We start from the raw sequence: 25556 nt of genomic DNA, 5'->3' as shown, positions 1-25556 counted from the left end.
CCAATCAAAAGATTGAGGTTCTTTTATTATATAGCTCTTATCTTATAAGGGTTTACATCCCTATTTATCTAATTTTATATTTTTTACATCAAGCTAAACCGATTCAGACTCTAACAAAAATAACTTATCTATATCGATTAAAAAGATATAATGATCCTAAAATGATAGGCGCCCCTATATAGAGGCCCATATTAGGTATTTCCCCCAATAAGAAGGCTGCTACAATAGCTGCCACTATAGGCGAGATATACATAAAATTAGTTACATCAGAAACCTTTTCAGCATGTTCCAAAGCAAAGCTCCAGAATACAAAGCCTAACGCACTAGATAGGAATGCTAAATAGGCCATAGCAAATTTTGCACTAATCGGTGCCACCACAATCAATTCAATAGCATGTTCCACAAAGGGCAATGCCATAATAGCTCCTGTAAACATAGACCACATGGCAATGGTAATAGGCTTATATCCTTTTAAACTAAGTCCACGATTAAGGATATTATAAACCGCAAAGAGTGTCATTCCTAGCAAGGTCCATAATGCACCTGTAGGAATTGTAAGGGTCGAATTCCAAAGAATGATTATGGCTACACCAATAAAAGCCGTTATTGTAAATACCCATCCTATGGGACGAATTTTATCTTTATAAACAATCATGGCCATCAGTGCCGTCGTCATCGGAGTCAAGGCCATAATAATACTAGATGTAGCCGCTGGAATTGTGCGCAAGCCTTCGTTAAAAACAACTTGGTAAACAAAATTCCCTGTAGCGCCTAACAGAATATATACTCCCCACTCACGCCATGTTGTCGGTATATGTAGCCCTTTTACAACGCCGATTACCAGCATAAGTAAAGCGCCACCCATGACCCTTGCCACAGACAATGTCAATGAATCTACTGACTGTAATGCGATTTTACTGGAAGGAAATGCAGTAGCCCACACCGCAATAGTAGCAGAAGCACCTAAAAGTGCTTTCTTTCGATTTGTCATTAACATCCACCTTTCAATAACATTCGCCTATACAATCTTATAATCCACTTTGATTAACGTATATTCTATCCAAATTATTTCTATCTTGATTCATTCTACCAAGATCATGTTATCTACATGTTTTATAGCTTAATAACACTATCTCAATAGTACCATAATATACCCCTAACACTACAATAAATTAAATCATACTTTTTATTCCTATGAAGGGGATGATTTCTTCCTTATGGGACCTACAAAATGTACAACAAAATTGTAGGAACAAATAATAAAGCTTTATGAAACTATGCTGTAGGAATACCCCTGTAATTAAGGCAACTAGTTGCTTAGCTTAACTATCGTAAGTTCACTATTGATTCCATTAATTTCAATGTGATTTTCTGATTCAGCCACAGAAAAATCATCTACAAGATGTCCACGTTCTTCGAAGAGCAATTTAGTGCGAATACCTTTTTTCACCGCTTTGAAAGCATACTCATGAGGGACATACAGACGAGATTTTGCCGATATCTGATTCACATCAATTCGCCCCGTATAATCCGCTACATATATCTCCATTGGAGAGTTGTTATCTAGCTCTATATGACTGTTACCGCCGGCAATATAAATTTCTTTAGCCTCTCCGTCTAGCTCAAACTTTTCACTAATAATATCAAATAGCTCTAGTTTTTCACAATGGGTCGCTAGCTCCGTATCTCCCATATATTTTTCAGGCAAATTTATAAAAATCGACAAATGTTCTTTTACAAGCTCTTCAGATAAGGATTTGGAACGATTTACATCCACATCGATACGCCTTTTTATATCATCGATTTTTACTTTCACAAGTTCCGTCAAATTTTCAATAGTATCACTGACCAGTTGAACCTTTATCTTCTCACCCTCTCCAGCTCTCATTTTTACGCGATTAACAGAACCCAGTTTAATGTCGAAATGTTTTATCTCATCGATATCGTATTCTACAATACTTTCATAAGGATATCGAAGTTTAACCGCTTCTTCTGAAAGTAATTCATCCACAGAAATATTGAATACAGCTGAAAGGGCCTTTAAATTTGAAATATCAGGCATCCCATTGCCCGATTCCCATTTTGTTATGGCCTGTCTCGACACATTGAGCGTTTCCGCTAATTTCCCTTGAGATAATCCGGATTCTTTTCTATACTCCCGTAATTTTTCATTAAAATCCATAATGTGACCTCCTATATTAGGCAATATCAATTACTCTTCAACAAGAGCTGCTCAAAGTATAGTATATGATGTCAGCGAAGAAAAGAAACGCTTGTTTTCCTGGCTGGCAACGTTCCGTAGCATCGCAATATATATGCGCATTTATAAAGACCTACAGGCTGATTCTGTACAAGATATAAACAGCCTCCGAACAGTACACAAATATAAACTATCCGATCATACTATTGAATAATCCGCCTTCATCCTCTTTAATGAAATTTTTATTCCCTTTATTAATATTGATATGCAATTTCATATTATTATGTATACATCAAGTGAGATCGCAAAAACAAAAAACTCATATAATCCTCTATATACAAGTAAACTTCAACAATTCGGCTTATGGAATTTTATGAGATACTTCACAAAATCGCATGGTATGTATTGAAAATCTATATCATCTATTCATTGTAGAATTGCTACAAACATTGTACACTATAGGCATAGAAATCTATAGTTATATCCTTTTATGGAGGTGCAAAATGCAACATACTGCATGGAAAGATTTTAACACAGGTGTGTGGGATAAAGCCGTTGATGTACGCGACTTTATTCAAAGAAACTATATTCCCTATGAAGGGGACGATTCCTTCCTTTCTGGTCCTACAGAACGAACAACAAAATTGTGGGAACAAGTAATGAAGCTTTATGAAGAAGAACGTGAAAAAGGCGGCATGCTCGATGCTGATACTTCTGTGGCCACACACATTACTGCCCATGCGCCAGGATATATCGACAAAGACCTTGAAACAATCGTTGGTTTGCAAACTGACAAACCTTTAAAACGCGCTATGTTCCCATATGGTGGCTTGCGCACAGCAAAATCCGCTATCGAAGAATACGGATTCAAAATGGATCCGCAAACAGAGGACTTCTTCAAGAAACATCGCAAAACTCACAATGATGGTGTATTCGACGTATATACACCGGAAATGCGTGCAGCTCGTACAGCGCATATCGTAACGGGCCTACCTGATGCGTATAGCCGTGGTCGTATTATCGGTGACTATCGTCGTATTGCTCTTTACGGTGTTGATTATCTCATTGAAGATAAAAAAGAACAATTTAGCATTACAATGGGTGACATGCTAGAAGATGTCATTCGCGACCGTGAGGAAATACAAGATCAAATCCGCTCTTTGAAAGAATTGAAAGAGATGGCAGCATCCTATGGCTATGATATTTCCAAACCAGCTAAGGATGTTCGTGAAGCTATGCAATGGATTTACTTCGGCTATCTTGGTGCTATTAAAGAGCAAAATGGTGCTGCTATGTCCATTGGTCGTAACTCCACATTCCTCGATATCTATGCGGAACGAGACCTTCGCAACGGCACATACACAGAGGAACAAATCCAAGAATTCGTAGACCATTTCATTATGAAATTGCGCATGGTTCGTTTCGCACGTATCCATGAATACAACAATTTGTTCACAGGTGACCCTGTTTGGACCACTGAATCCATCGGTGGTATGGGTACTGACGGTCGTACATTGGTTTCCAAGATGTCCTTCCGTTACCTACATACATTGACTAACCTTGGTCCTGCTCCAGAACCAAACCTCACTGTATTGTGGTCCCCTCGCATGCCAATCGGCTTCCGCCGTTTCTGTGCGAAATTATCCATTGAAACATCTTCCATTCAATACGAAAATGACGAATTGATGCGTCCTAACTCTGGTGATGACTACGCAATCGCATGTTGCGTATCCCCAATGCGTATTGGTAAAGAAATGCAATTCTTCGGTGCTCGTTCCAACTTGGCTAAATGCTTGCTTTACGCTATCAACGGTGGCGTTGACGAAAAGTTGAAGAAACAAATTGGTCCTAAGTACCGCCCTATCACTTCCGAATACTTAGAATTTGACGAAGTATGGGAAAAATTCGACGACATGATGGAATGGTTGGCAGGCGTATATGTAAATGCATTGAACATCATTCACTACATGCACGATAAATATGCTTATGAAAAACTAGAAATGGCATTGCATGACCGCAAAGTAACTCGTTGGTTTGCAACTGGTATCGCTGGTTTATCCGTAGTAGCAGACTCCTTATCCGCTATTAAATATGCTAAGGTAAAACCTATTCGTGACGAAAATGGCATCGCTGTTGATTTCGAAATCGAAGGTGATTTCCCTAAATATGGTAACGATGATGACCGTGTAGATAGCTTGGCAGCAAAGGTTGTTTCCACATTTATGAACAAGATTCGTAAACATCCTACATATCGTCAATCCGTTCCTACTATGAGCTTGTTAACAATTACTTCCAACGTAGTATATGGTACTGCTACAGGTTCTACTCCAGATGGCCGTAAGGCTGGCGAAGCTTTCGCTCCTGGCGCGAACCCAATGCACGGTCGTGATTCTCACGGTGCTGTATCCTCGTTGGCATCCGTAGCTAAAATGCCATGGCGTGATTGCTCCGATGGTATTTCTAATACCTTCTCTATCATTCCGGACGCATTAGGTAAATCTGGTGAAACATTTGTTTCCGTCAGCGATTTTGATATTGAGTTAGACCCTTCTCAATTGCCTAACAGCAATACAAACTTCGCATGCAGCGAACCAAATGTTACTATAGAGGAAGATAAATAAAATCTTCCACAGTATCGGACTGCTTTCACCGGCACCGATACGCGTGTTAGTCTTGGTTGAAAGGAGGTTATACCCATGAGCAACCAACAAGTTGATAACTTGGTAGAGTTATTGGATGGTTATTCCCAAAAGGGCGGCCATCATTTGAACGTTAACGTGTTTACTCGTGAAACATTGTTAGACGCTCAAAAACATCCTGAGTTGTACCCTCAATTGACGATTCGTGTATCCGGTTATGCGGTGCACTTCAACAAATTGACAAAACAACAACAGGACGAAGTTATTTCCCGTACATTCCATCAACGTATCTAATCGAGGTTTCCTATGACTGGACGTATTCATTCGGTTGAAACGATGGGTACGGTTGATGGTCCAGGCATGCGCATGGTGGTATTTCTTCAAGGATGCCCCATGCGCTGTGCTTATTGCCATAATCCTGATACATGGGATGAAACTAGCGATAATGCTAAATTCATGACCGTAAAGGAATTATGGGACCAGTACGAACGTAACCGCCAATTTTATACTAATGGTGGTATCACCGTCACAGGTGGGGAAGCTCTTATGCAAATCGACTTTGTTATTGAGCTTTTCACATATTTCCGTGAAAGAAACGTCCATACCTGTTTAGATACAAGTGGAATTTGTTTTGACCCCCACCAAGAGGTGGCATACCGTAAATTACTCAGTGTAACTAGTCTCGTCATCCTAGACATTAAGGAAATCGATCCAGCCAAGCATTTATGGTTAACGGGTAAACCGTTAGAGCCCATTCTCGGGTTTGCTCGATTGACGGCAGACGTGGAAGTTCCGATTTGGGTTCGTCACGTAGTAGTCCCTACGATTACAGATAATGCCGATCGTCACTATCGTCTAGGCTTTTTTCTAGGATCTCTGAAAAATTTACAAGCCGTTGATTGCTTACCTTATCACGTTATGGGTATTGCTAAATATAAGGAGTTAGGTATTCCTTATCGCCTAGAGGGCATCCCAGCTGCAACGAAAGATATTGCAGCTAAAGCGACAAGAACCGTGGTGGAAGGCATCAAGGCCTATAGACGCCATTGGTGGAGTCCCATCAAAACACAACATCAATCATAATCAAGTTTGAGGATAACTACCTCCCTTGATATATATAAATATATATACCAAAACTTGATCTATGATAGCCCTAATCAATAGAGCCGCCCCCATACAACCGGGGACGGCTCTTATTGCATTTAAATAAACTTTCTATCATACAAACGGGCAGCGATGAGGACCACTAAACAAGATCCCACATTATGCACTAATGCACCTGTAGTAGGCGTCAAAACCTCAAGCAATGAGAGAATAATAGCGATACAATTAATGGCCATTGATAAAGCAATACTAAATTTTATAGTTTTAATCGTAGCATCTGATAGTCGCTTAATATAAGGAATTTTGCTAAGGTCATCACTCATCAAAGCAATGTCTGCTGTTTCTATGGCAATATCACTACCAATAGTCCCCATTGCAATACTCACATCAGCAGTCTTCATAGCCGGAGCATCGTTAATTCCGTCGCCAACCATACAAACCTTGTGCTGTTTCCCTTGCAATGATTCGATAATACTTACTTTTTCTCCTGGTAAAAGCTCCGCATGTATTTCGGAAACGCCAGATTTCTTTCCAATATATGTAGCTGCTGCTTTACTATCACCAGTAAGTAATACTGTTGTCATATCTAAGCTTGAGATAGCAGATATAATATTTATCGCATCATTTCGCATTGTATCAGATAATGTAATGATACCTATAATATACTCATTATTTGCAATAATGACAGATACCTTTCCTTCACTTCGATATACATTAATGGCTTGTTGAATAGACTCACTGACAATAATATTATGCTCTTCAAGGAATCGTTCATTTCCACAATATAATTCTCGACCTTTTATTACAGCTATAATCCCTTTACCTACAGACATCGTAAACGAAGTAGTGTCAAGTATTTCTAAATCTTGCTCTATCGCATGAGAAACGATAGCCTTGCCAATAGGATGCTCACTCTTAGCCTCTGCCGATGCAGCTAATTGAAGAATATCAGTCTCACTATAATCTGTATCAACGGCTAAAATAGATTGAACCGCTAACTGCCCACGTGTTAAAGTACCGGTTTTATCAAATGCCATAATATCTACTTTTCCCATAGTTTCAAGAATTTCACCAGATTTAATAATAACGCCATGTTTAGTAGCTTGACCAATAGCGGCCATAACCGCAGTAGGTGTAGCAAGCACCAATGCACAAGGACAAAATACTACCAACACAGTAACACCAACGATGATATTTCCAGTTACTAGATAGCCTATGCAAGCAATCAACAATGCAATAGGAACCAATCGACTAGCAACAGTATCAGCTATACGCTGAATAGGAGCCTGTTTCTGTTCTGCATTTCTAATAAGCTGAATCATTTTTTGAATAGAACTATCTTCGCCCACTTTGGTAGCTATAATATCTATGGCACCAAAACAGTTAATCGTTCCGCCAAATACATCATCATCAATTGTTTTATCAACAGGTATAGACTCTCCTGTCATAATGGATTGATCTACCGTTGTTTCACCATTAATAATGCGTCCATCTACAGGGATTGTTTCGCCCGGAAGGATTCGTAAATAATCACCACTTTGTATAGACTCTACAGAAACCATCATTTCTTTGTTATCTTGTATTTTACGACCCTTAACAGGTGCTAATGAAATTAACTTTTTTAATCCCTTTTTTGCTCGCTCCGTAGTTGCTTCTTCAAGGAGAGCGCCTAAAGCCATAATAAAGGCAACCTCACCAGCCGCAAATATATCTCCAATAGCAATGGCCGCAAACATAGCCATAGAAATCAATAAAGCTGACGAGATTTTACTAATCCCCTTATTATATACAATCCTTCGTATAGACAAATATACAAGAGGAAAACCACAAATAATAACGGTAATCCAGGAAGGTTCAAAAGGGAATATATTTTGAAATGGTCTCTGTCCACAAAACTCTTCTATCAAATGCGGAATCCCATCAAGCAGTAAAAATAGCCCCGCTAAAATCGTCATATATAAACCAGATAATATATCATGTATTCGATGTACCATACAACAATCCCCTTATCACACTTTCACTACCAATATGAATTGAATTATGACTACACTTACAGTACAATAATTACGATAGCGAACACCTTGTTCACTTTAATTGTATCAACCTATGGTTTTAATACAATATATAAAACATCTCATATGTTCATTACGGAACATATACGCTATTCTGTACTAAAAGAATGACAGGAGTTAATATGGATCGTAGGCAGAAAAAAACTCGTAAAGCCATATTTATAGCTTTTAACAAATTATTATCTAATAAGGCGTATGACAAAATCACCGTTCAGGAAATCATTAGTGCCGCAGACATTGGCCGCACAACCTTTTATGCTCATTTCGACACAAAAGAAGCATTACTAGAAGCACTCTGCGAAGACTTATTTTTACATATAAAAGATAGTATTAATCATTTACCTCATGCTCATGGGCTGTATCAACAAAGTATTTATCCAGTCTCAGTATTTGGTCATTTATTACAACATTTACAGCAAAATGAAAATAAAATCCTGGAGCTACTAGCTAGTGATAATAACGAAATCTTTTTGCGCTATTTCAGGGATCATCTAAATGAGTTGGTACAAGGATATTTTATCAACCAAGACCGTAAAGCAAATACAAATCTACCGGATGACTTTATTATTAATCATATTTCAGGTAGCTTTGTGGAAATGGTGTTATGGTGGGCAAAAAACGGCATGAAAGAATCGCCTACAGAATTAGACAATTACTTCCATGCCGTTATAGAACCTATTATATAATTATTTAAAATTTATCAAGATACAACATTGATTGGTTCCCCCTTTAAGAAGGCTTGTACATTATCTCGAATAATGCCTACCAAGCGTTGACGTGTTTCAAGGCCTTTCCAACCCATGTGCGGAGTAATGATAACATTATCCAGTGAATAGAGAGGACTATCCTCAGCTGGTGGTTCTACCTCTTGTACATCGAGACCTGCTCCAGCGATACGTTTAGCTGCTAATGCTTCACAAAGGTCTGCTTCATTAATGAGAGGTCCACGACCAGTATTCACAATGACTGCATTAGACTTCATCTTACTGATTGTTTCTTTATTAATAAGATGTTTAGTTTGGTCATTTAGTGGGCAATGTAAGGAAATATAGTCACTATTTTCTAGCAGTTCATCAAGGCTCACATAACGAATGCCATCACCATCAGCATTTGGTGTACGTGTATGCACTAAGATGTTCATGCCTAGCGCTTTTGCAACTTTGATAACTTCCATACCGATGTGACCAGCTCCGACAACACCTAAGGTTTTACCATTCACTTCTGTATGGCTCACTTGAAGGTATTTCGTGAAATTACTGCGATCACCTTTAACAAGCATACCAATTTGTTGCTGCATGGTGGATGCAAAATTGAGAATCATCATGATCACCGTATGTGCTACACGCTCTGTGCTATACGCAGGAATATTGCACACAGTAATGCCCTTTTTCTTTGCTGCGTCAAGGTCAATATTATTATAGCCAGTACCTGCTTCTACGATAAGCTCTACAGTATTAGGGAATTGTGAAAGCAGATCGGCACTTACAGGCAATTCTTTTGTGACCACAACACGAGCACCTTGAATCCGTTCAATAAGCTCAGCATTCGTACTATCTTCGTAGACCTGCACATCATTAGATAATATGGAGAAATCCAATGCATGGTCATAATTCATTTTGCCTGCATTTACCACTACTACACGTTCGCTCATGAGAACCTCCTAAATTGAATAGCCTAAAACATAGGTAATACCACTTCTATATAAATTATACTATTATTTATATAATTTTATACTAAAATAACTTCTATTATATATCAACTACCTATACCAATTAATATACTTTCACAATAATTGTATATAATATATGTATAAAGCCTATAAAATTCAAAATAAAACTCATTTTTCTGTATATAACTTTCACAAAAGTATTGTGTAATTCCCCAAAAGTTATAAAATAAGAGTAATGTTATATAGAATTGAGGAATACAATGAGACCTACCTATTTGACCATAAATACAAGTCTCGTTCGCGAGAATTTGCGTAAAATTAAAGATAGTTTACCTGAATGGAGTACGTCTACAGCTGTCATCAAGGCCAATGGCTACGGCCACGGCAGTGTTATGATGGGTCGTATTGCCGTGGAGGAAGGTTACGAATCCTTAGCCGTTGCTATTCCAGAGGAATCCGTACCACTTCGCAATGCAGGTATTATGGTACCGATTTATTTATTAGGACTCACAAGGCCACAATCCTTTGAACTTGTGGCAGACACTAATTCGATTCCTGCCGTTTGTGAATCTACCGACTTGGAATCACTTGATAAAGTAGCCGATAATCACGACATGATTATTCGCGTTGCTGTTGCCGTTGATACAGGCATGCATCGTATTGGCATCAAGCCAGAAAATGCTATTGAGTTCATCAAACGCATTGAGTCATACGAAAATTTGGAAATAGACGGATTCTTCTCACATATGAGCAATGCTGATGCGGCGGACCAAACACATGCCCATAGCCAAACACAAAAATTTCATCGCATGGTAGATGAAATACGAGCATTCCGTCCAGAAGCAGATTACCGTTTCTCCCTCGCCAATAGTGCAGGGCTCTTATCTGTCAAAGATAGTTTATTCACAGATGCTCGTCCTGGTATTATTCAATACGGTATCATGCCATCCCTTGATGTGCCAAATCGATTGGGCTTAAAACCTGTTTTATCTTTCCATAGTGAAGTTGTTCATGTACAACATATCCCTGCTGGCGAAGGCATTGGATATGGATCTACCTATATCACAGCTGAGCCAATGACAATTGCTACTATCCCTGTAGGCTATGCGGATGGCTACCCTCGTAGTTTATCCAATCGGGGCACCGTACTGATTCATGGCACTCGTTGTCCCGTAGTAGGTCGTATTTGTATGGATCAATTCATGGTTTCTGTTCCGGATACAATCACGGTAAAGCCTGGCGATAAGGTGGTGCTTCTAGGGTCTCAAGGTCATGAAAGCATTTCTGCTTTAGAAATTGCAGCCCTTGCTTCTACAATTCCTTATGAGATCTTTTGTGGATTCTCAGAGCGCGTACCACGACAATATATTTAACCTATGTAAAATAAAGAAAGCCCGTATCACATGTAGAAGTCTACATGTGATACGGGCTTTCTTGCTCTCCTATACCCAGCGTGCTGTAAAGCAGTTACGTTCTTATTGTGAGAGAGAGTATATATACCAAGTATATAATCTTATGATTCGGAGGGAACCACAATTCATAAGGGGCCCTCTGAACGATAGACGGCATAGGAGAGAGTCAATGTTTATCTATCCAATCCAGAGGGCTGTGTGTAATTGTTTATTGTGTGTGTGTTGTTTATTGTGTGTGTTTTTGTGTGTTTTATGTGTTGTGTATGTGTGTGTAAGTGTACTTATGTTATGTGTGTATAGTTTTGAGTGCTTAGTGTTCGTTTTTGAAAGGGTTTACTTTACAGCGCTATAGAATAGGAGATCAACTTATTTTGCTACCGTCCCTGTTTTAGCATCCAATACAACGGATATCGGTTTATTTTGTGCATCATGGAACTCTATGGTATATAGTGATTTTCCATTTTGATTAGCAAGAGACCACGCATTAATACCAGTCGCTACCTTGCCAGACTGTACAAAAGCTGCATTAATTGCCACATGTGGAGGTATTACTGTTCCGGCATCAATAGCACTAGCTTCCATAGATGCGTCATATGCTTTAGGAGTACCATCCGTTACATTACCAGTAGCCACATCTAGAGTCATAGAATGAGCACCACTAGTATTAAAACCAGCTACTTCATAGATGGCAGTTTTACCTTGAGTTTTGAAAGATACATTTGTAATTTTGGAGTTTCCAAATTTGCTTTCGAATTGGTCAATTAAATAATTAGCACCAGCTACGAAAATACTATTTTGGTCTACTACGCCTTCTTGCTGGTTGGTTGTGCTAGGTTGTGATTTTCTACTTTTAGAGTTTTTTTTTCCTCTTTAGTAGGCTCTTCTTTATCAGCTTTTTTTTCGTCTTTCACAACTTTTACTTTAGGCGCTTTATCTACTGCAGCTTTTTTAGTATTTTTAACTTCTTTACCATGCTTCGCTACAGAATCAGATTTTTTATCACCACTGCGTACTACTCTTGGTTCACTAGGAGCTTTAGCTACAGATGCAGTTTCAATAGAAGGGACCGCTGCTGCAGGATTTTCTGTACTAGGCACTACAGTTTCTTGAGCTACTGGTGTTTTAACATCTTGTGTAGCTGTTGGAACTGGTGTAGTATTACGAACTGCTGTACCTACTTGATTAGCTTCTGCTACAGGAGCTACCGGAGTTTTAGGTGCAACTGCAGTAGTAGCCACATCTGGAGCCACCGCTACAGTAGGAACTACTGGATCAGTAACTGGTTGTGCTGGAGTCGCTGTACTCGCTGTTTCTTGCGTAACAGGCATTGGAGTTACTGGTTCAGCTGCTGTTACAGCTACAGTGGCACCAAATACACCAGCCACTGCTAAAGCAATACTACTTTTTAAAATAGATTTTTTCATATTGTCCTCCTTATTAATTCATATACATGCAACTTTACGCATGTATATTTCCAGTCAACTCAATGTCATCATGTAAGTTCCAAAACATATATCTAGCATGGACTTGTAGATATATAGTTTGGAAATTGCAGATATAGTTGAGTTTGTCTTTCGACTGGTACACATACTATCGATAGTCTATGAAGTCAAAATGTAGAAGAACCATTAAATGCTTATTTTATAGTGAGTTTAGAATGAATTTATATATAATTCCTATAAAATCCTATGGGATTTACTTTATACTTAAAAATTCCATGAATAACATGTCAAAAGCCGTTTACCCCATATATAAGGGATAAACGGCTTTCAAAATACACGTATTGATATCTAAAAATTCACATTCATGAGCAAACTTTCACAAAAAATGCCTCAATACTAGTTATTTTTTTAAGAAAAACAGTATTAAGGCATTTAATTATTATATTCAGAATAAAATAACTAGGCACTATTAAGATATAATAACTAGTCAATCATATATTAGTCATCAAATTTAACAGATAGCAATTTACCGTTCATTGCATCCATACGTACATGTACCTCTTTATTATCTTCTGTACCAAAGCTAACTTTGTACACGATTTTACCTTTATCATAGCGCACAGCCCATTCGTTGAGGCTCACAGCTTTGCCTTTTGTTTGGGCATAAGCAAAGTTCACCACTGCTGCAGGAGGTAAAATTTCTCGTGGATCAAAAGATTTTTTCTTTAACGATTTATGGAAGTCCCCTTCACGTTTTTCAAAGATTTGATTAGTAGCATAGATATACGTTAACTCATATTTGCCAGTTTCATCAAAACCTTCTACATCATACTTAATTTGACCTCCATCCGCATCAAAGGCGATTTCCGTAATTCCAGCATTTGGATGATTTTGGATAAAGGCATTTAATAAACCATTAGCTCCTACAATTGCTGCATGGTTGCCATCAACAACTGCCACAGTTGGCTCTACAGCTACTAAAGGGGCTGCACTTGCATTTGGCATGCCAAATGCCGCTGCCAAGGCCAATACAAGGCTACCTTTTACAAAAAATGATCTCATTGGTTCCTCCATATCTCAAACAGTTATCATAACAATATATATACAATTATACACTAAATCAACACGGTTTATAATCTTTATTTATATAATTAGTGCATGTACCTGCACCCTATGATACAATGCACATAGATTCATTTTTGTAACTACATGTGAGCTAACTATGATTTCAATTTACCCCACTATATATCACGAATTTCAATGCAAGGCCAATCGATGCGAAAATACATGTTGTCAGCTGTGGACCATCGATATAGATGAACATACTGCTGAACGTTATCATTCCATGACAGGTTCTCTTGGTGAAAGTTTACAACAAGCCATCACGGTTGATGACGAAGGTAGTCATTTCGTATTTTCCAAAACACAACCTATGTGTCCCTTACTCAACGAAAATGGACTGTGTAAGGTTGTACTCGAATTGGGCGAAGAAGGACTTTGCGACACCTGCCATATGCATCCGCGCTTTTATAAATATATTGAAGACTTAGAGCTATGTGGAGTCGGATTATCTTGTGAAGCATCGGTTGAACTATTAGCCCAGCAGGAACCGATGGACTTTCTCCTCTTTACAATTGAAGATGACGATAACGAATTTACTTCTGAGGAGCGATTAACACTTCAGAATGTATTTGAATTATTGGCCTTTGATTTAGATCCTAATCTATTCCAATATGCGCCAAATCCCACAAAGCAGTCTTTCAAAGAATTATTAGACCTATATAAAAAAACGGAACCCATCGATGAAAATTGGACTGCACAGGTTAATACATTATCTAGTAAACTAGACCAACTCACCGCATCCGTACAGACCTATATACAGCAAGAGGATATGAGCCTATTTAACAAAGTGTACCAATATATATTGTATCGCCAAATTGATATGCTATCAGACTATTCCTTGGAATCTATTTTAGCTTATGCAAAGGATGGTACTGACTATATACTTATGGCTAGCGCCTTAGAGGGGCAGCCCTTAAAGCAAATTGCAAGATGGTCACAACAAATCGAATACGACGAAGATAATGTAGAGCTCTTATTACACCATTACGAAGCTCAACTAGATTAATGAGCAAAAAATCGCAAGATATGTATCTTGCGGTTTTAATTCTTATCACAATATATTATTTGAATAATGTATGGACAAAGCGAATCCATTGAGGCAATGCTGATACAGATAATAATGCCACAATAAACATAACAATATAAGTTTTAACGATGCCTAGTCCAACATAACGTCGCATTAATTGAGCTACAATAAAGACAGCATAATATTGGCTAAACATCGTAATAAGATAGGCCATATCCCCAACATATTTTTGAATGGATAGAGAGAAGAAAATAATCCCTATTATATGGACTAATAGTAATACAACCGTGCGAAGCGCATTTGTATAAGCTATGCCATATATATAATTGCGCAGCACGCCGCTATACGTACCATGTCCACCTACTAAAATAAGTAAGCGCCATATGACGAATGAACCGATAATAATTTGAAAAATCAAGAATGTAGAACTTGCTAGAGTGCTAACTAAATCAAAGTGAGTTAACCCAGTAATCCGTTTAATCCCAAGCAATGGAGATATAACTTTCACCATAAACGGTAAGCTATAGGTCATTATATATAATACAATAGTAGATACAACTAGATTCAGAATGGCTCTCGTAAGAGATCCGTAATTGATAATATTTTGAAATGATTGTTCGCTAAGTTTGGTAAATAAATGTAATATATCCTTATACCATGTCATAAATGCTCCTTTTAGTTTAAAACTAGTAAAAAAGGACGAGCCATGTCTCGTCCTAGATATATCATATGTATTTTATCGAGTCAACATATAAATCCATTCAAACACGTGTGCTACTAAAAGAGCAATCAACATTAAAATCAGACCTTCATAAGGGGTCCCATTAATACATGCTCCCACAATACGTCCCATAGTTTGTAACAATAATACGGTACTTAAAATACATAGCACAATCATACAGAAGCCAATGATCGCTTGCAGTATTAATGGTACCGAAGTTAGAATCAGCATAATCCCTGCTGTAAAAGTAATCAGTGCCACAACAAGTTGAGCAAATGACATGATATGCAAAATACCGGTTGTAACAGTTCGAACATAGAATTTACGCTGTTGAGCAACCGCATAGACTATAATGATACATGCCATGAGAATGACTTTTCCGATTACCCATGCAAAGCGACCTACATTCCAAAATTCTCTAGGACTACCCATCTGTTCCAAAAAAAGTTGTATTTCATGTTGACCTACTGGAAGAGATAGTGATTCCCACCTTACCAATAACGAAGAATTACGTATAAACGCACGTATAGCATCTAAATATACGCCTTCACCTACAATAGTAAATTGATAGCATATAAGTGTTAATAGCAACATTCCTATGAGTTGCCCATAGGCAATATCAAAGTGATACATACGAGGATTATTCTCTTCAATAGGGTTTAATAAACGATAGATAAACTGCATTAAACCTACCATCATAAGTATCACCACCTTTTACACAATATACATACATACCATTCAAGTTTAAATACTATAACATACAACACACCAAAAGGAACTATAAAAATAGTTACTTTTCATTTTCCGTTCATCATTATAGCACAAAAGAGACATCTTTTCATACTTTAATTATCCCAATGAAATGCATCCTTCGGGGTCCTTTTCTTTATAAAATACAGAAAAAAGCTATTAGCTGATTATATATAATCAGCTAATAGCTTTTTTAGTAGTAAGGACTATTTTATTACAGCCCCTTTGATAGTTTTCATGTTATGTAATTATCTGGAAGTAGCAAGTGCTATGATGCCAATCAAGATACCTAAAACGATTATGGGAATTAAACTCGTAATAATAGAAATGCCAAAAGTTGCTAAACGGGATTTATTAATTTGGCGACTTAACAATGTTAAACATACCCAGAATGTATAGACTGCAAAAGCTATCGTTGCGAATATAATAATAATTATCCATACGATACCACCTACTGTAGAATCAGGATTAGATCCTAGTAGCAACAAAAATGGCAATGATAGTAATAGGAATCCAATGAAATATACTAGGCCCATAATCTGATTATAAGCTTGTTCATACCACATAATTTTTAACACAGACTCATATGTAGTATTGGCATCAAATTTATTAGCGACCCAAGAAAAAATAGCAGAATAAATAGCAATACCAATAAAAGCAAATAGCAAGCCAACCGCTAGGCCTAATATACCGGCCCCAGAAAGAGCCGCCGCACCAGTAAGTGCAACACTAAGTTTATCCACAAATATCATACTCAAAAAAGTAGGTAGAATATTTGAAAATACGAATGCCACCAATGCCAAAGCTACTGTAGCATAGAACCCTTTGCGACAAGATCCATGCTCTACAATCTGTGGAATACCACGTTTAAATGGAGCTACCACAAGTTGCCAAATATCTGAATACCATTTTGTTTCCATAAAACCTCCAAAACACCTATATCTATCTAATTGTAACACAAACTATATTTAAACCGTCATGGACAACATTATACCTCCCACACCAAAGATGAAGGATACTATGTAAAAAGAAATTCCCGTTATCCAAGGACTTAGACCAAATTGCTTAGACATAAGTTGAGCCATAATAAAGACATTAACTAGTTCCATGGTGCTTAATCCACCCGAACCACCACTAATACGTAAATCTAAAAAAAGATAAATAGGTGCCGCAATAATTACAAAAATTAAATGAATCCAACTAGCAATGCAGCTATTTAAAAGTAAGTCTGCCACTAGCTGCTTATAGGTAACCTGTCCCTTAAAAATTTTAAAAATACCATATAAAATACCAGAAGTTACAAGAACAAATGCTACAATTCCAAGTATATATCCAATAATAGGAAGTGCCTCTAACTCTACTGGACCTATAACCTCCCAAATAAAGGTTTTAAAAAAAGGACTCTTTGGAAAAATCAACATTAATACGTATAAACCTAAGTCAGTTATAATTAGGGATCCCACAGCAAGTAATAACATATTTTTTATAGTCACTAAATGCATCCATTTTTCTATATATAAACCAAACAAACCATTCATAATACTATACCTTATAACTTTTCACTTTTAATTAATTGATTCCCTTCAAAATAATAATTATGGTCGAGACCTTTCATCAGCAACCCCTGATTTATTAATGATAACCATATCAAGTCTCCTTTTTATTTAATCTGATAATATATTATACTATATAATCTAACTTTGAAGATATTATTTTAGCCTATTATAACGCAAAAAAGCAGCCCACTAGGGGCTGCTCTTTTATTTATCTTATTGCAAAGATGCTGCAATTTTTGTAAGGTTTTCATCCATACGTTCTAAGTATGTTTTATTATCTTCGTTACTTTCGATAGTGTAAATAGTTTCTACCTTAGCTCCTACTTCTTGTGCCAAAGTTTTGGATACTTCTGGACTAGCCATTTCTTCTGCAAAGATAGTAGTAATATGGTTTTCTTTAGCGTATTCGATGAGTTTAGCCAATTGTGCTGCATTAGGTTCACCTTCAGCAAATACATCTTCCACACTATTTTGTTCTAAACCAAAGTCACGGCATAAGTACGCAAATGCTGCATGGCCTGTAACAAAGTTTTTATGAGGAGCTTTAGCGAATTGATCTTCATATTTTTTAATCATTGCATCTAATTTAGCAACGTATTCAGTATAATTCTTTTCATAATAATCCTTGTTTGCTGGATCAACTTTTACAAGGGCATCCTTGATATTTTTCACTTCAATTTTAGCATTTTTCAAAGATAACCATGCATGAGGATCTTCTGCACCATGTTCTTTAATTTCTTCTGGATCAGTATTTTTAATAGCTTCAACGCCTTCAGTAGCTACAACAGATACGAGTTTATCATTCTTAGCTGCTTCGATAGCTTGTTTTGCCCAAGGCTCCATACCAAAACCGTTATACACAAACACTTGAGCTGTTGCCAATTGTTTCATATTTTCAGGTTTCAACTCGAAATCATGTGGTTCTACACCATCTGGTATAATAGTAGATACCTCTACCTTGTCACCACCAATAGCCTTTGTAAACTCAGCCATTGCATTAAAACTTGTTACCACTTGGATTTTTTTACCTGCTTGTTCCTTCTGTGCATTCGGTGCATCATTGCCACAACCTGCAAATAAAGCAGCCATCATAATACCTACAACTAACAAAATCAGTTTCTTGATCATCGTAGTCCTCCTTTGTAAAATCCTGATCGCTATGCCTATACAGAATACACTCTATTCTTTAGTTGCAGTTGCGACTCAGTTGCATTTGTAATATAGTTATAGTATAAACTTACTTAGAATTTTGTCAATCAGAAATGTGGTTTTCATATGTTATCAATAGAACATCTTTATTTTTCCTATCAAGGTCAACCTCCTTATGTGCTAAACGACCTTAATTTACATATTCACAGTGGTGATTATATATCCATCGTTGGGGATAATGGGTGTGGTAAAAGTACCTTACTCCGTCTTATTTTAGGTTTTCTTACACCGGTAAAAGGTTCTATCAAGCGAAGCACCAATAATATTCGGTATGTGTCTCAAAAAAATGACTTCTCTCACGCAGGCTTTCCTATTACGGTAAAAGAAATCCTCGATTCCTACCGAAAACTTTTAAAGATTAAGGATAAGCAGGAAGTCAATCGCGTATTAGAGCTTACCCATATGACGGAATTTAAAGACCGTCTCATCAGCAAACTTTCAGGTGGACAAGCTCAGCGTGTATCTATCGCCCGTGCCCTCATCGGTAAGCCAGATCTTATCATTCTCGATGAGCCTTCAACGGGTATCGACAGAAAAAGCCAAGAGGGCATCTATGCTCTACTTCGCAATTTGAACCAAGAGCACCATATTACGATTATCTCTGTTGAGCACAATATCGAAATGGCCTTAGCTAACTCAACTAATATCTACCATATTGCAAATGGTCAAGGTCACCTTTGCTCCCCTGAGCAATATGCTAGTGAAATCATGCACAGTACAGATCGCAATCCAATAGATCACGAAAACTGCTCCTGTTTCACAGATGTAACAACAGAGTCTCAGGCTCAGGCCGATGATACCACAATTGAGGAGGTGCACCATGTTTAATTATGATTTCATGCAAAATGCCTTCTTCGTAGCGATTTGTATTTCTCTTTTATGTCCATGTATTGGTATCTTCATGGTGCTACGCCGTTCCAGTATGATTGGGGACACCATGAGTCATGCATCTCTAGCAGGTATTACGCTAGGTTTATTGACGAATACTAATCCAATTTTAGGAGCTTTTATCTTTACTGCTATCTGTGGTGCACTCATCGAGTTCTTGCGAAAATATTTTTCACACCATCTCGATTTGATTCTTACTATAATCTTATCCCTCAGCATTGGTACAGCTATTACGCTTATTAGCTCAGGCAAACTAAAGGCTAATGCAAATGTATTCTTTTTTGGTAGCATCCTAACGGTAAACGCAACTGATATGATTAGTATTGCTGTGCTTACAATCTTATCTGTACTCACCTTATATTTCCTATACAACTCACTTCTTTACATCGCCTATGACGAAGAGGCCGCTCGTGTAGCAGGTGTTAAGGTAGATTTTATTAACTATATCTTTGCCATCTTAATGGCTGCAGCCGTATCAATTTCTATTAAAATTGTTGGTGTCCTCGTATTGAGTGCCATGATTGCGTTACCTGTAGCATCTGCATTACAATTAGAAAAAGGATTTAAAATAACTTTATTATGCTCCATTGGATTTAGCTTGCTCGCTATGATCATTGGACTCTTTGGATCCTACTTCCTTAACGTAGCTCCTGGTGGCTTCGTATCTCTAACATCGGTAGGTATTTTACTAGTAGTATTAGTCATTAAGAATATTCGAGCTATCATACGACGCATGCAGTTTAGCAAATAAACTAAAACAATCATTAATATGTTTAGATATAAACAACATAGCTAGTTAGAATAATATAATTAATTAAATAAAAAAATACAGCTAACTAAATCCGATAGTATATTTGATATATTATTAGCCATATAAATCATCTAACTATACAAGTGTATAACAGTTTTAGTATTAAAACAGAATCGAAAAAGAGTTATGAATACAACAGCTTGGCCGGAAGGCATAAAAAAGACCAAACAGCGCGAAGCCATTTGGTCTGTATTAACAACTACAGATAAACCTATTACAGCCCTTGAAATCGCAGAACGCTTAGGTAATGGTAGTACTACTTGGATGTCTACTATCTACCGTACACTTGAACTATTAGAAACTAAGGGTATCGTTACACGTACCACGCTCATGGGTAGTGATATGGCATATTATGAAATCACCCCTCATACACACCGCCACTATGCAGTATGTACGAGCTGTGGTGCGATGCTACCACTCCATACCTGCCCCGTCGTAGAAATGCCTAAAGAACTCAGCGAAGCAGGATTCACTGTGACGGAACATCACCTTGAGATCGCAGGAATTTGTAAGAAGTGCAAAAACAAGAAGTAGAAAATAGACAACTAATGTTTAAACAACAAAAAGGACGCAACTGATAGTTACGTCCTTTTTAGCTTTAAATATGTTTTGTATTAACCTTATTTAGTTTTCACCAATTACAGCATCAACGGAGCCACTAGGAAACCGAGTGCTACGGAGATGGCAATAGCAAGTACGCCTGGAATAAAGAATGGATGGTTAAATACGAGTTTACCAATTCGTGTAGAGCCCGTATCGTCCATTTGTACAGCCCCCAAAAGTGTTGGATATGTAGGCAATACAAAGAGTGCAGATACAGCTGCAAAGGATGCGATAATAATATAAACGGATCCTGTGTTCTCTGGTGTAATACCGAGAGCTAGAATTACAGCTGGTACCAAAGCTTGCGTAGTTGCCGCTTGACTATACAACAATGTACTTGCAAAGAAGAACGCTACCGCCAATAGGAACGGATATGCTGTTACCATGCTAGAAGCGAGCGCTTTGATTTCAGGGATATGACCTTTTACAAAGGTATCACCCAACCATGCTACGCCTAGTACACAGACACAAGCGGATAAGCCGGATTTGAATGTACTTGTATTAACAAGTTCTGCTGTATCAAGCTTACAGAAGAATGTGATAGCAGCCGCAATAATCATCATAAAGCCGATGATAGCATCATTTCGACCAAAGATAACTGGTTTAATAATACCAATGTTTTTGGAAATTGCTGTTGCGTAGAATACGATACAAATGATACCAATCAAGAAAATCAATACTGAAGTTTTTGCACCAGGTTTTAAGTGGAAATCAGTGCTTTTTTCACGAGGTGGCGCCACGTGACCTGCCGCCAAACGTTCTTGATACACTGGATCAGAAGATAAATCATTATTCGCAAAGGTAGACATGATAAATGCCGTAATCATAACCCCTACAAATGTTGTGGAAATACAGATGGCGAGCAATGTAGGATAGTTAACACCATATGGCTCAAGGAACCCACTCATAGCAACTACTGCTGCCGATACAGGACTCGCTGTGATACCAATTTGACTCGCTACAACGGCAATGGACAATGGCACGGATGGTTTAATGTTTTCACTTTTCGCCACCTCTACGATTACTGGAATCATAGAGAATGCTGTATGACCAGTACCTGCTAGAATAGTTAAGAAATACGTAACGGTTGGCGCTAAGTAGTTGATGTGCTTAGGATTTTTACGCAAAATACTTTCAGCAATGCGCACCAAATAATCAAGACCGCCGGCTAACTGTAAGGCACAGATGGCTGCGATAGCAGACATGATAATCAGAATTACATCCCATGGAATCTGTCCCGGAAACATCCCCATACCAAGGCTTAACAACACAACCCCAAGGCCGCCAGCGTAACCGATGCCCATGCCACCTAGGCGAACACCGAGGAAGATGGCACCAAATAAAATAATAACTTGCATAATTACATAAATGTCCATACGATGACCTCCTTTATACATATATAGTATCATAGATATGCTAAATAATCATCGAATTTTGGCAATGTATAGTCTATAGTTTAAAATATGACGAAATTTCGCTATGTTATGCAAAAAACTACACTCCATTGCCTTAAACTACTAACAAAAGACAATAGGTGTAGCTTTTCAATAATTAATTTAGCATTACAAAATAATTGGACGCATATCTTCAAGTATCCCCTCTTCCTCAGTGGCACGTTGGATACTTTCACCCACAATACGAACCATGTCCTCTAATTGTTCCACAGTCGATGCCAATGGAGGCATGAGGATAACCACGTCGCCAATAGGGCGGCAAATAAGACCTTGTTCACGGGCAAGGATTGCCACCTTAGCACCTACCGCATCATTTGGGCGATACGCTTCGTGGGTGGACACATCTTTTTCAAGTTCAATACCTACGATGAGGCCCCGCTGACGAACCTCTTTAACATGCTTCAAAGATTTAATAGGTTCTAGAGCCTTTGTGAAAGCTTCTACTTTAGCCGGCAATTGTTCAATTACATTTTCATCACGAAATACTTTCAAAGAAGCCAACGCAACGGCACAGGCCAAGGCATTACCAGTATAGGAGTGACCATGATAGAATGTTTTCTTTTCCTCAAAGGTGCCGAGGAATGCATCGAATACGCGTTTTGTAGTCAATGTTGCCGCTAATGGAAGATACCCACCAGTGATGCCTTTCGATAAGGTCATAAAATCTGGAGATACCCCTTCATGCTCGCAAGCAAAGAATTTACCAGTCCGACCAAAGCCTGTAGCTACTTCGTCAACGATGAGGAATACATCGTGTTGTTCTGTTAACTCACGAACTCGTTTCAAATAGCCGTGAGGCATTACGAGCATGCCCGCTGCTGCTTGCACCAATGGTTCCATAACAAGAGCTGTGATTTCATCACCTTCTTCGTTAAGTATGCGTTCCAATTCAGTCAACGACTCTTCAAAGGCTTTATCTCGATCTGCCAAATCTCTATACACACCAGGACTTGGCAATGTTAATGGTTTAAATAATAGATTATGGAATACTTGGTGGAATAATTGAATACCACCTACGGATACGGTACCTAATGTATCCCCATGATAGCCTGCATTGAGGGCAATAAACTTAGTCTTTTTCGTTTGCCCTACTTGTTGACGGTATTGGTACGCCATTTTAATAGCCACTTCGATAGCCGTACTGCCATCATCAGAGAGGAATACTTTATCTAAGCCTTCTGGAGCAAGCTCTACAAGTTCTTTACACAATTGTGCAGACGGAGGGCTTACGAGGCCTAATAACGTGCTATGCGCAATTTTATCGATTTGATCCTTCAATGCTTGGTTCAATACAGGATGGTTGTGACCATGAATATTAACCCACAAAGAGGATACGCCATCGTAATACTTTTTACCGTTTTCATCGATGAGGTATACCCCCTCACCGCGTTCAATTACTACTGGTTCTTGTGCTAGCCAATCTTGCATTTGTGTAAATGGATGCCATACAAACTCGTGGTCCCATTGTGCTGCTTGTGAAAGCTGTTTCTTTGCCATTTCGTCACCTCATACTTACTAAGCTTTACAAACTATAACTCTCTATTACATATACCTTATATAAACTAAATTAAATTGCCCTATCTAAGGTATGCTAAATTACAAATTTAATACGTCTCAAAATCACTGTTAATATGTACTCAAAATCACTGTTAATATATACTAAATTACTATAGCTAATATAAAATCAGCCAATTATTATTTATAGACCTAATACTGTGTTCCATAATTCCTTGGAATCAATAAAAGATCGAGCCCAACCAAGTTGAACCTTGTGAATATCCGGACCTTGGTATGGCGGCACTACAGCTACTACAGGAACACCTGTGTAACGCTCCATATCTGCCACATTTGTTTTCAACAAAAACAGATCTACAGCTGTTGTATCATTTACGATAATAGCTTTCACCTCGATACCATGCAACTTAGCATATTCGCAAGTCAAAACGGCGCGATTAATAGATCCAAGGCGACCATCTGCTACAACAATAGCTGATAATTTGATATCTTTCATAAAATCCGTGAAAGTTTTATCTCCATAGAGAGGGGTCGTGATACCGCCTGCACCTTCTACAAAGGTTATGTCATAGCGACTCACTACATCTAATGTATGTTCTACAAGGCCATCATAGTCAATCTCGATACCAGCCAATTCCGCTGCAAGGCGAGGAGAGAAATCACCGGCAATAGCATAAGGATTCACTTCATGACGACGAGATTCAGAAATACCTGCCGAGCGCATCAAATGTGTTGCATCTTTACTCTCAAGGCCAATATTATAATTATCCTCATCCATCGTCACACATTCAGGGAAAGGAACTGCACTAGAAGACACAGGTTTCACCATACCAACAGCAAAGCCATCGTCTACAGCCATCGCCCCCAATAACCCTGTCACAAACGTCTTACCTACATCTGTATCTGTACCAATTATAGAAATACCTAACTGCTTCATACAAAGCTCCTCTCAAGCGAATACTTACTGCCGCATAGGTTAACTAATTTATATAATTAAGTTTACAATCTAATTACAATATACAGCGAAAAGGAATATATAGTCAACCTATTATTACTGTTCAAGTTTACGATGCTATGACTCTATGGGTCCCGAATACATCGCTACATTTTAGCTAAAAAGCTGTGTCCCTAACCTCCGCGCTCCATAGTAAACTAAGTCGCACTTCGCTTAGGAACACAGCTTTTTATAACATTATCGCAGTATTAGTCCCATAGAGTCACAGACCGCTACTTTGAATACGATAATAATAGGTTGGCTATATGGGAAAAGAGAAAGGGAATGGCTAAGCCATTCCCTTTCTCTTTTGATACAGTGAATTTTGTTTTATTGATTTATGGATAGACTCGATGGGACGAGTTCAC

The 25556-nt window shown here is 38.1% G+C and carries 24 protein-coding genes; 9 read left to right on the top strand and 15 right to left on the bottom strand.

Translation table 11 applies throughout. The features are described from left to right. Positions 1–124: 124 nt before the first annotated feature. Complete coding sequence (locus VPHSUH08_RS04950) at positions 125–991, bottom strand: DMT family transporter (protein WP_105086919.1); 867 nt, start codon at positions 989–991, stop codon at positions 125–127. Positions 992–1309: 318 nt separating this feature from the next. Beyond that, positions 1310–2182 (bottom strand): helix-turn-helix domain-containing protein, encoded by an 873-nt coding sequence (locus VPHSUH08_RS04945; protein ID WP_105086918.1) that lies wholly within the window; start codon positions 2180–2182, stop codon positions 1310–1312. Between the two features lie 521 nt (positions 2183–2703). Here VPHSUH08_RS04945 and pflB point away from each other — a divergent pair. From pflB to pflA, 3 genes are all read left to right on the top strand, one after another. Next, complete coding sequence (gene pflB, locus VPHSUH08_RS04940) at positions 2704–4821, top strand: formate C-acetyltransferase (RefSeq protein WP_105086917.1); 2118 nt, start codon at positions 2704–2706, stop codon at positions 4819–4821. A gap of 75 nt (positions 4822–4896) precedes the next feature. Continuing rightward, complete coding sequence (gene grcA3, locus VPHSUH08_RS04935) at positions 4897–5133, top strand: autonomous glycyl radical cofactor GrcA3 (protein ID WP_004693956.1); 237 nt, start codon at positions 4897–4899, stop codon at positions 5131–5133. Positions 5134–5145: 12 nt separating this feature from the next. Then, a complete protein-coding gene (gene pflA / locus VPHSUH08_RS04930; protein ID WP_004693958.1) occupies positions 5146–5922 on the top strand; it encodes a pyruvate formate-lyase-activating protein in 777 nt (258 codons plus the stop codon). 119 nt (positions 5923–6041) lie between these two features. Here the strand turns inward: pflA and VPHSUH08_RS04925 are convergent, their stop codons facing one another. Continuing rightward, the gene (locus VPHSUH08_RS04925; protein WP_105086916.1) at positions 6042–7937 is read right to left on the bottom strand and encodes a cation-translocating P-type ATPase; all 1896 of its coding nucleotides are present in this window, start codon (positions 7935–7937) and stop codon (positions 6042–6044) included. 200 nt (positions 7938–8137) lie between these two features. On the opposite strand from VPHSUH08_RS04925, the gene VPHSUH08_RS04920 reads away from it, so the two are divergent. Continuing rightward, complete coding sequence (locus VPHSUH08_RS04920; RefSeq protein ID WP_105086915.1) at positions 8138–8701, top strand: TetR/AcrR family transcriptional regulator; 564 nt, start codon at positions 8138–8140, stop codon at positions 8699–8701. A gap of 14 nt (positions 8702–8715) precedes the next feature. Here the strand turns inward: VPHSUH08_RS04920 and VPHSUH08_RS04915 are convergent, their stop codons facing one another. Next, positions 8716–9666 carry a 2-hydroxyacid dehydrogenase gene (locus VPHSUH08_RS04915; RefSeq protein ID WP_105086914.1) on the bottom strand — a complete coding sequence of 317 codons (951 nt, stop codon included), beginning with the start codon at positions 9664–9666 and terminating at the stop codon, positions 8716–8718. Positions 9667–9944: 278 nt separating this feature from the next. Between VPHSUH08_RS04915 and alr the strand changes: the two genes are divergently transcribed. Then, complete coding sequence (gene alr / locus VPHSUH08_RS04910; RefSeq protein WP_105086913.1) at positions 9945–11057, top strand: alanine racemase; 1113 nt, start codon at positions 9945–9947, stop codon at positions 11055–11057. Positions 11058–11462: 405 nt separating this feature from the next. On the opposite strand, the gene VPHSUH08_RS04905 is transcribed toward alr, so the two are convergent. From VPHSUH08_RS04905 to VPHSUH08_RS04895, 3 genes are all read right to left on the bottom strand, one after another. Beyond that, complete coding sequence (locus VPHSUH08_RS04905; protein ID WP_004693966.1) at positions 11463–11741, bottom strand: PepSY domain-containing protein; 279 nt, start codon at positions 11739–11741, stop codon at positions 11463–11465. 158 nt (positions 11742–11899) lie between these two features. Then, entirely contained in the window at positions 11900–12520 is a 621-nt protein-coding gene (locus tag VPHSUH08_RS04900) for a hypothetical protein (protein WP_004693968.1), read from the bottom strand. A gap of 516 nt (positions 12521–13036) precedes the next feature. Beyond that, positions 13037–13600 (bottom strand): PepSY domain-containing protein, encoded by a 564-nt coding sequence (locus VPHSUH08_RS04895; protein WP_012863831.1) that lies wholly within the window; start codon positions 13598–13600, stop codon positions 13037–13039. Positions 13601–13760: 160 nt separating this feature from the next. On the opposite strand from VPHSUH08_RS04895, the gene fliB reads away from it, so the two are divergent. Next, positions 13761–14666 carry a flagellin lysine-N-methylase gene (gene fliB, locus VPHSUH08_RS04890; protein WP_105086912.1) on the top strand — a complete coding sequence of 302 codons (906 nt, stop codon included), beginning with the start codon at positions 13761–13763 and terminating at the stop codon, positions 14664–14666. A 55-nt stretch (positions 14667–14721) separates the two neighbouring features. On the opposite strand, the gene VPHSUH08_RS04885 is transcribed toward fliB, so the two are convergent. The 5 genes from VPHSUH08_RS04885 to VPHSUH08_RS04865 all read right to left on the bottom strand — a co-directional run bounded on the left by VPHSUH08_RS04885 (position 14722) and on the right by VPHSUH08_RS04865 (position 18842). Continuing rightward, positions 14722–15351, bottom strand: coding sequence for a hypothetical protein (locus VPHSUH08_RS04885; RefSeq protein ID WP_105086911.1), 630 nt, complete (start codon positions 15349–15351; stop codon positions 14722–14724). Positions 15352–15423: 72 nt separating this feature from the next. Then, positions 15424–16107, bottom strand: coding sequence for a hypothetical protein (locus VPHSUH08_RS04880; RefSeq protein WP_105086910.1), 684 nt, complete (start codon positions 16105–16107; stop codon positions 15424–15426). A gap of 299 nt (positions 16108–16406) precedes the next feature. Continuing rightward, positions 16407–17078, bottom strand: coding sequence for a hypothetical protein (locus VPHSUH08_RS04875; protein WP_105086909.1), 672 nt, complete (start codon positions 17076–17078; stop codon positions 16407–16409). A 48-nt stretch (positions 17079–17126) separates the two neighbouring features. After that, the gene (locus VPHSUH08_RS04870; protein ID WP_105086908.1) at positions 17127–17696 is read right to left on the bottom strand and encodes a hypothetical protein; all 570 of its coding nucleotides are present in this window, start codon (positions 17694–17696) and stop codon (positions 17127–17129) included. A 231-nt stretch (positions 17697–17927) separates the two neighbouring features. Next, entirely contained in the window at positions 17928–18842 is a 915-nt protein-coding gene (locus tag VPHSUH08_RS04865) for a metal ABC transporter substrate-binding protein (RefSeq protein WP_021147681.1), read from the bottom strand. Between the two features lie 147 nt (positions 18843–18989). Between VPHSUH08_RS04865 and VPHSUH08_RS04860 the strand changes: the two genes are divergently transcribed. The 3 genes from VPHSUH08_RS04860 to VPHSUH08_RS04850 all read left to right on the top strand — a co-directional run bounded on the left by VPHSUH08_RS04860 (position 18990) and on the right by VPHSUH08_RS04850 (position 21156). After that, a complete protein-coding gene (locus tag VPHSUH08_RS04860) occupies positions 18990–19751 on the top strand; it encodes a metal ABC transporter ATP-binding protein (protein WP_105086907.1) in 762 nt (253 codons plus the stop codon). Further along, positions 19744–20562, top strand: a complete 819-nt coding sequence (locus tag VPHSUH08_RS04855) for a metal ABC transporter permease (RefSeq protein WP_105086906.1) — start codon at positions 19744–19746, stop codon at positions 20560–20562. The genes VPHSUH08_RS04860 and VPHSUH08_RS04855 overlap by 8 nt, the downstream gene beginning before the upstream one ends. Before the next feature lie 186 nt (positions 20563–20748). Further along, positions 20749–21156, top strand: a complete 408-nt coding sequence (locus tag VPHSUH08_RS04850; protein ID WP_105086905.1) for a Fur family transcriptional regulator — start codon at positions 20749–20751, stop codon at positions 21154–21156. Positions 21157–21260: 104 nt separating this feature from the next. Here VPHSUH08_RS04850 and VPHSUH08_RS04845 read toward each other — a convergent pair whose 3' ends face one another. The 3 genes from VPHSUH08_RS04845 to bioD form a co-directional block, all read right to left on the bottom strand. Then, positions 21261–22601: an anaerobic C4-dicarboxylate transporter gene (locus VPHSUH08_RS04845; protein WP_008603031.1), complete on the bottom strand. Its 1341-nt coding sequence runs from the start codon at positions 22599–22601 to the stop codon at positions 21261–21263. Between the two features lie 186 nt (positions 22602–22787). Continuing rightward, on the bottom strand, positions 22788–24176 hold the full coding sequence (gene bioA, locus VPHSUH08_RS04840) for an adenosylmethionine--8-amino-7-oxononanoate transaminase (RefSeq protein WP_105086904.1): 1389 nt from the start codon (positions 24174–24176) through the stop codon (positions 22788–22790). Between the two features lie 202 nt (positions 24177–24378). Beyond that, complete coding sequence (gene bioD / locus VPHSUH08_RS04835) at positions 24379–25131, bottom strand: dethiobiotin synthase (RefSeq protein WP_105086903.1); 753 nt, start codon at positions 25129–25131, stop codon at positions 24379–24381. Between the last annotated feature and the right edge of the window lie 425 nt (positions 25132–25556).

This window comes from Veillonella sp. S13054-11, from assembly GCF_002959795.1.
Lineage (GTDB): Bacteria > Bacillota > Negativicutes > Veillonellales > Veillonellaceae > Veillonella > Veillonella parvula_E.
Note: the sequence above shows the minus strand (reverse complement) of the source record. Positions and strands in the feature narration are given on the sequence as shown.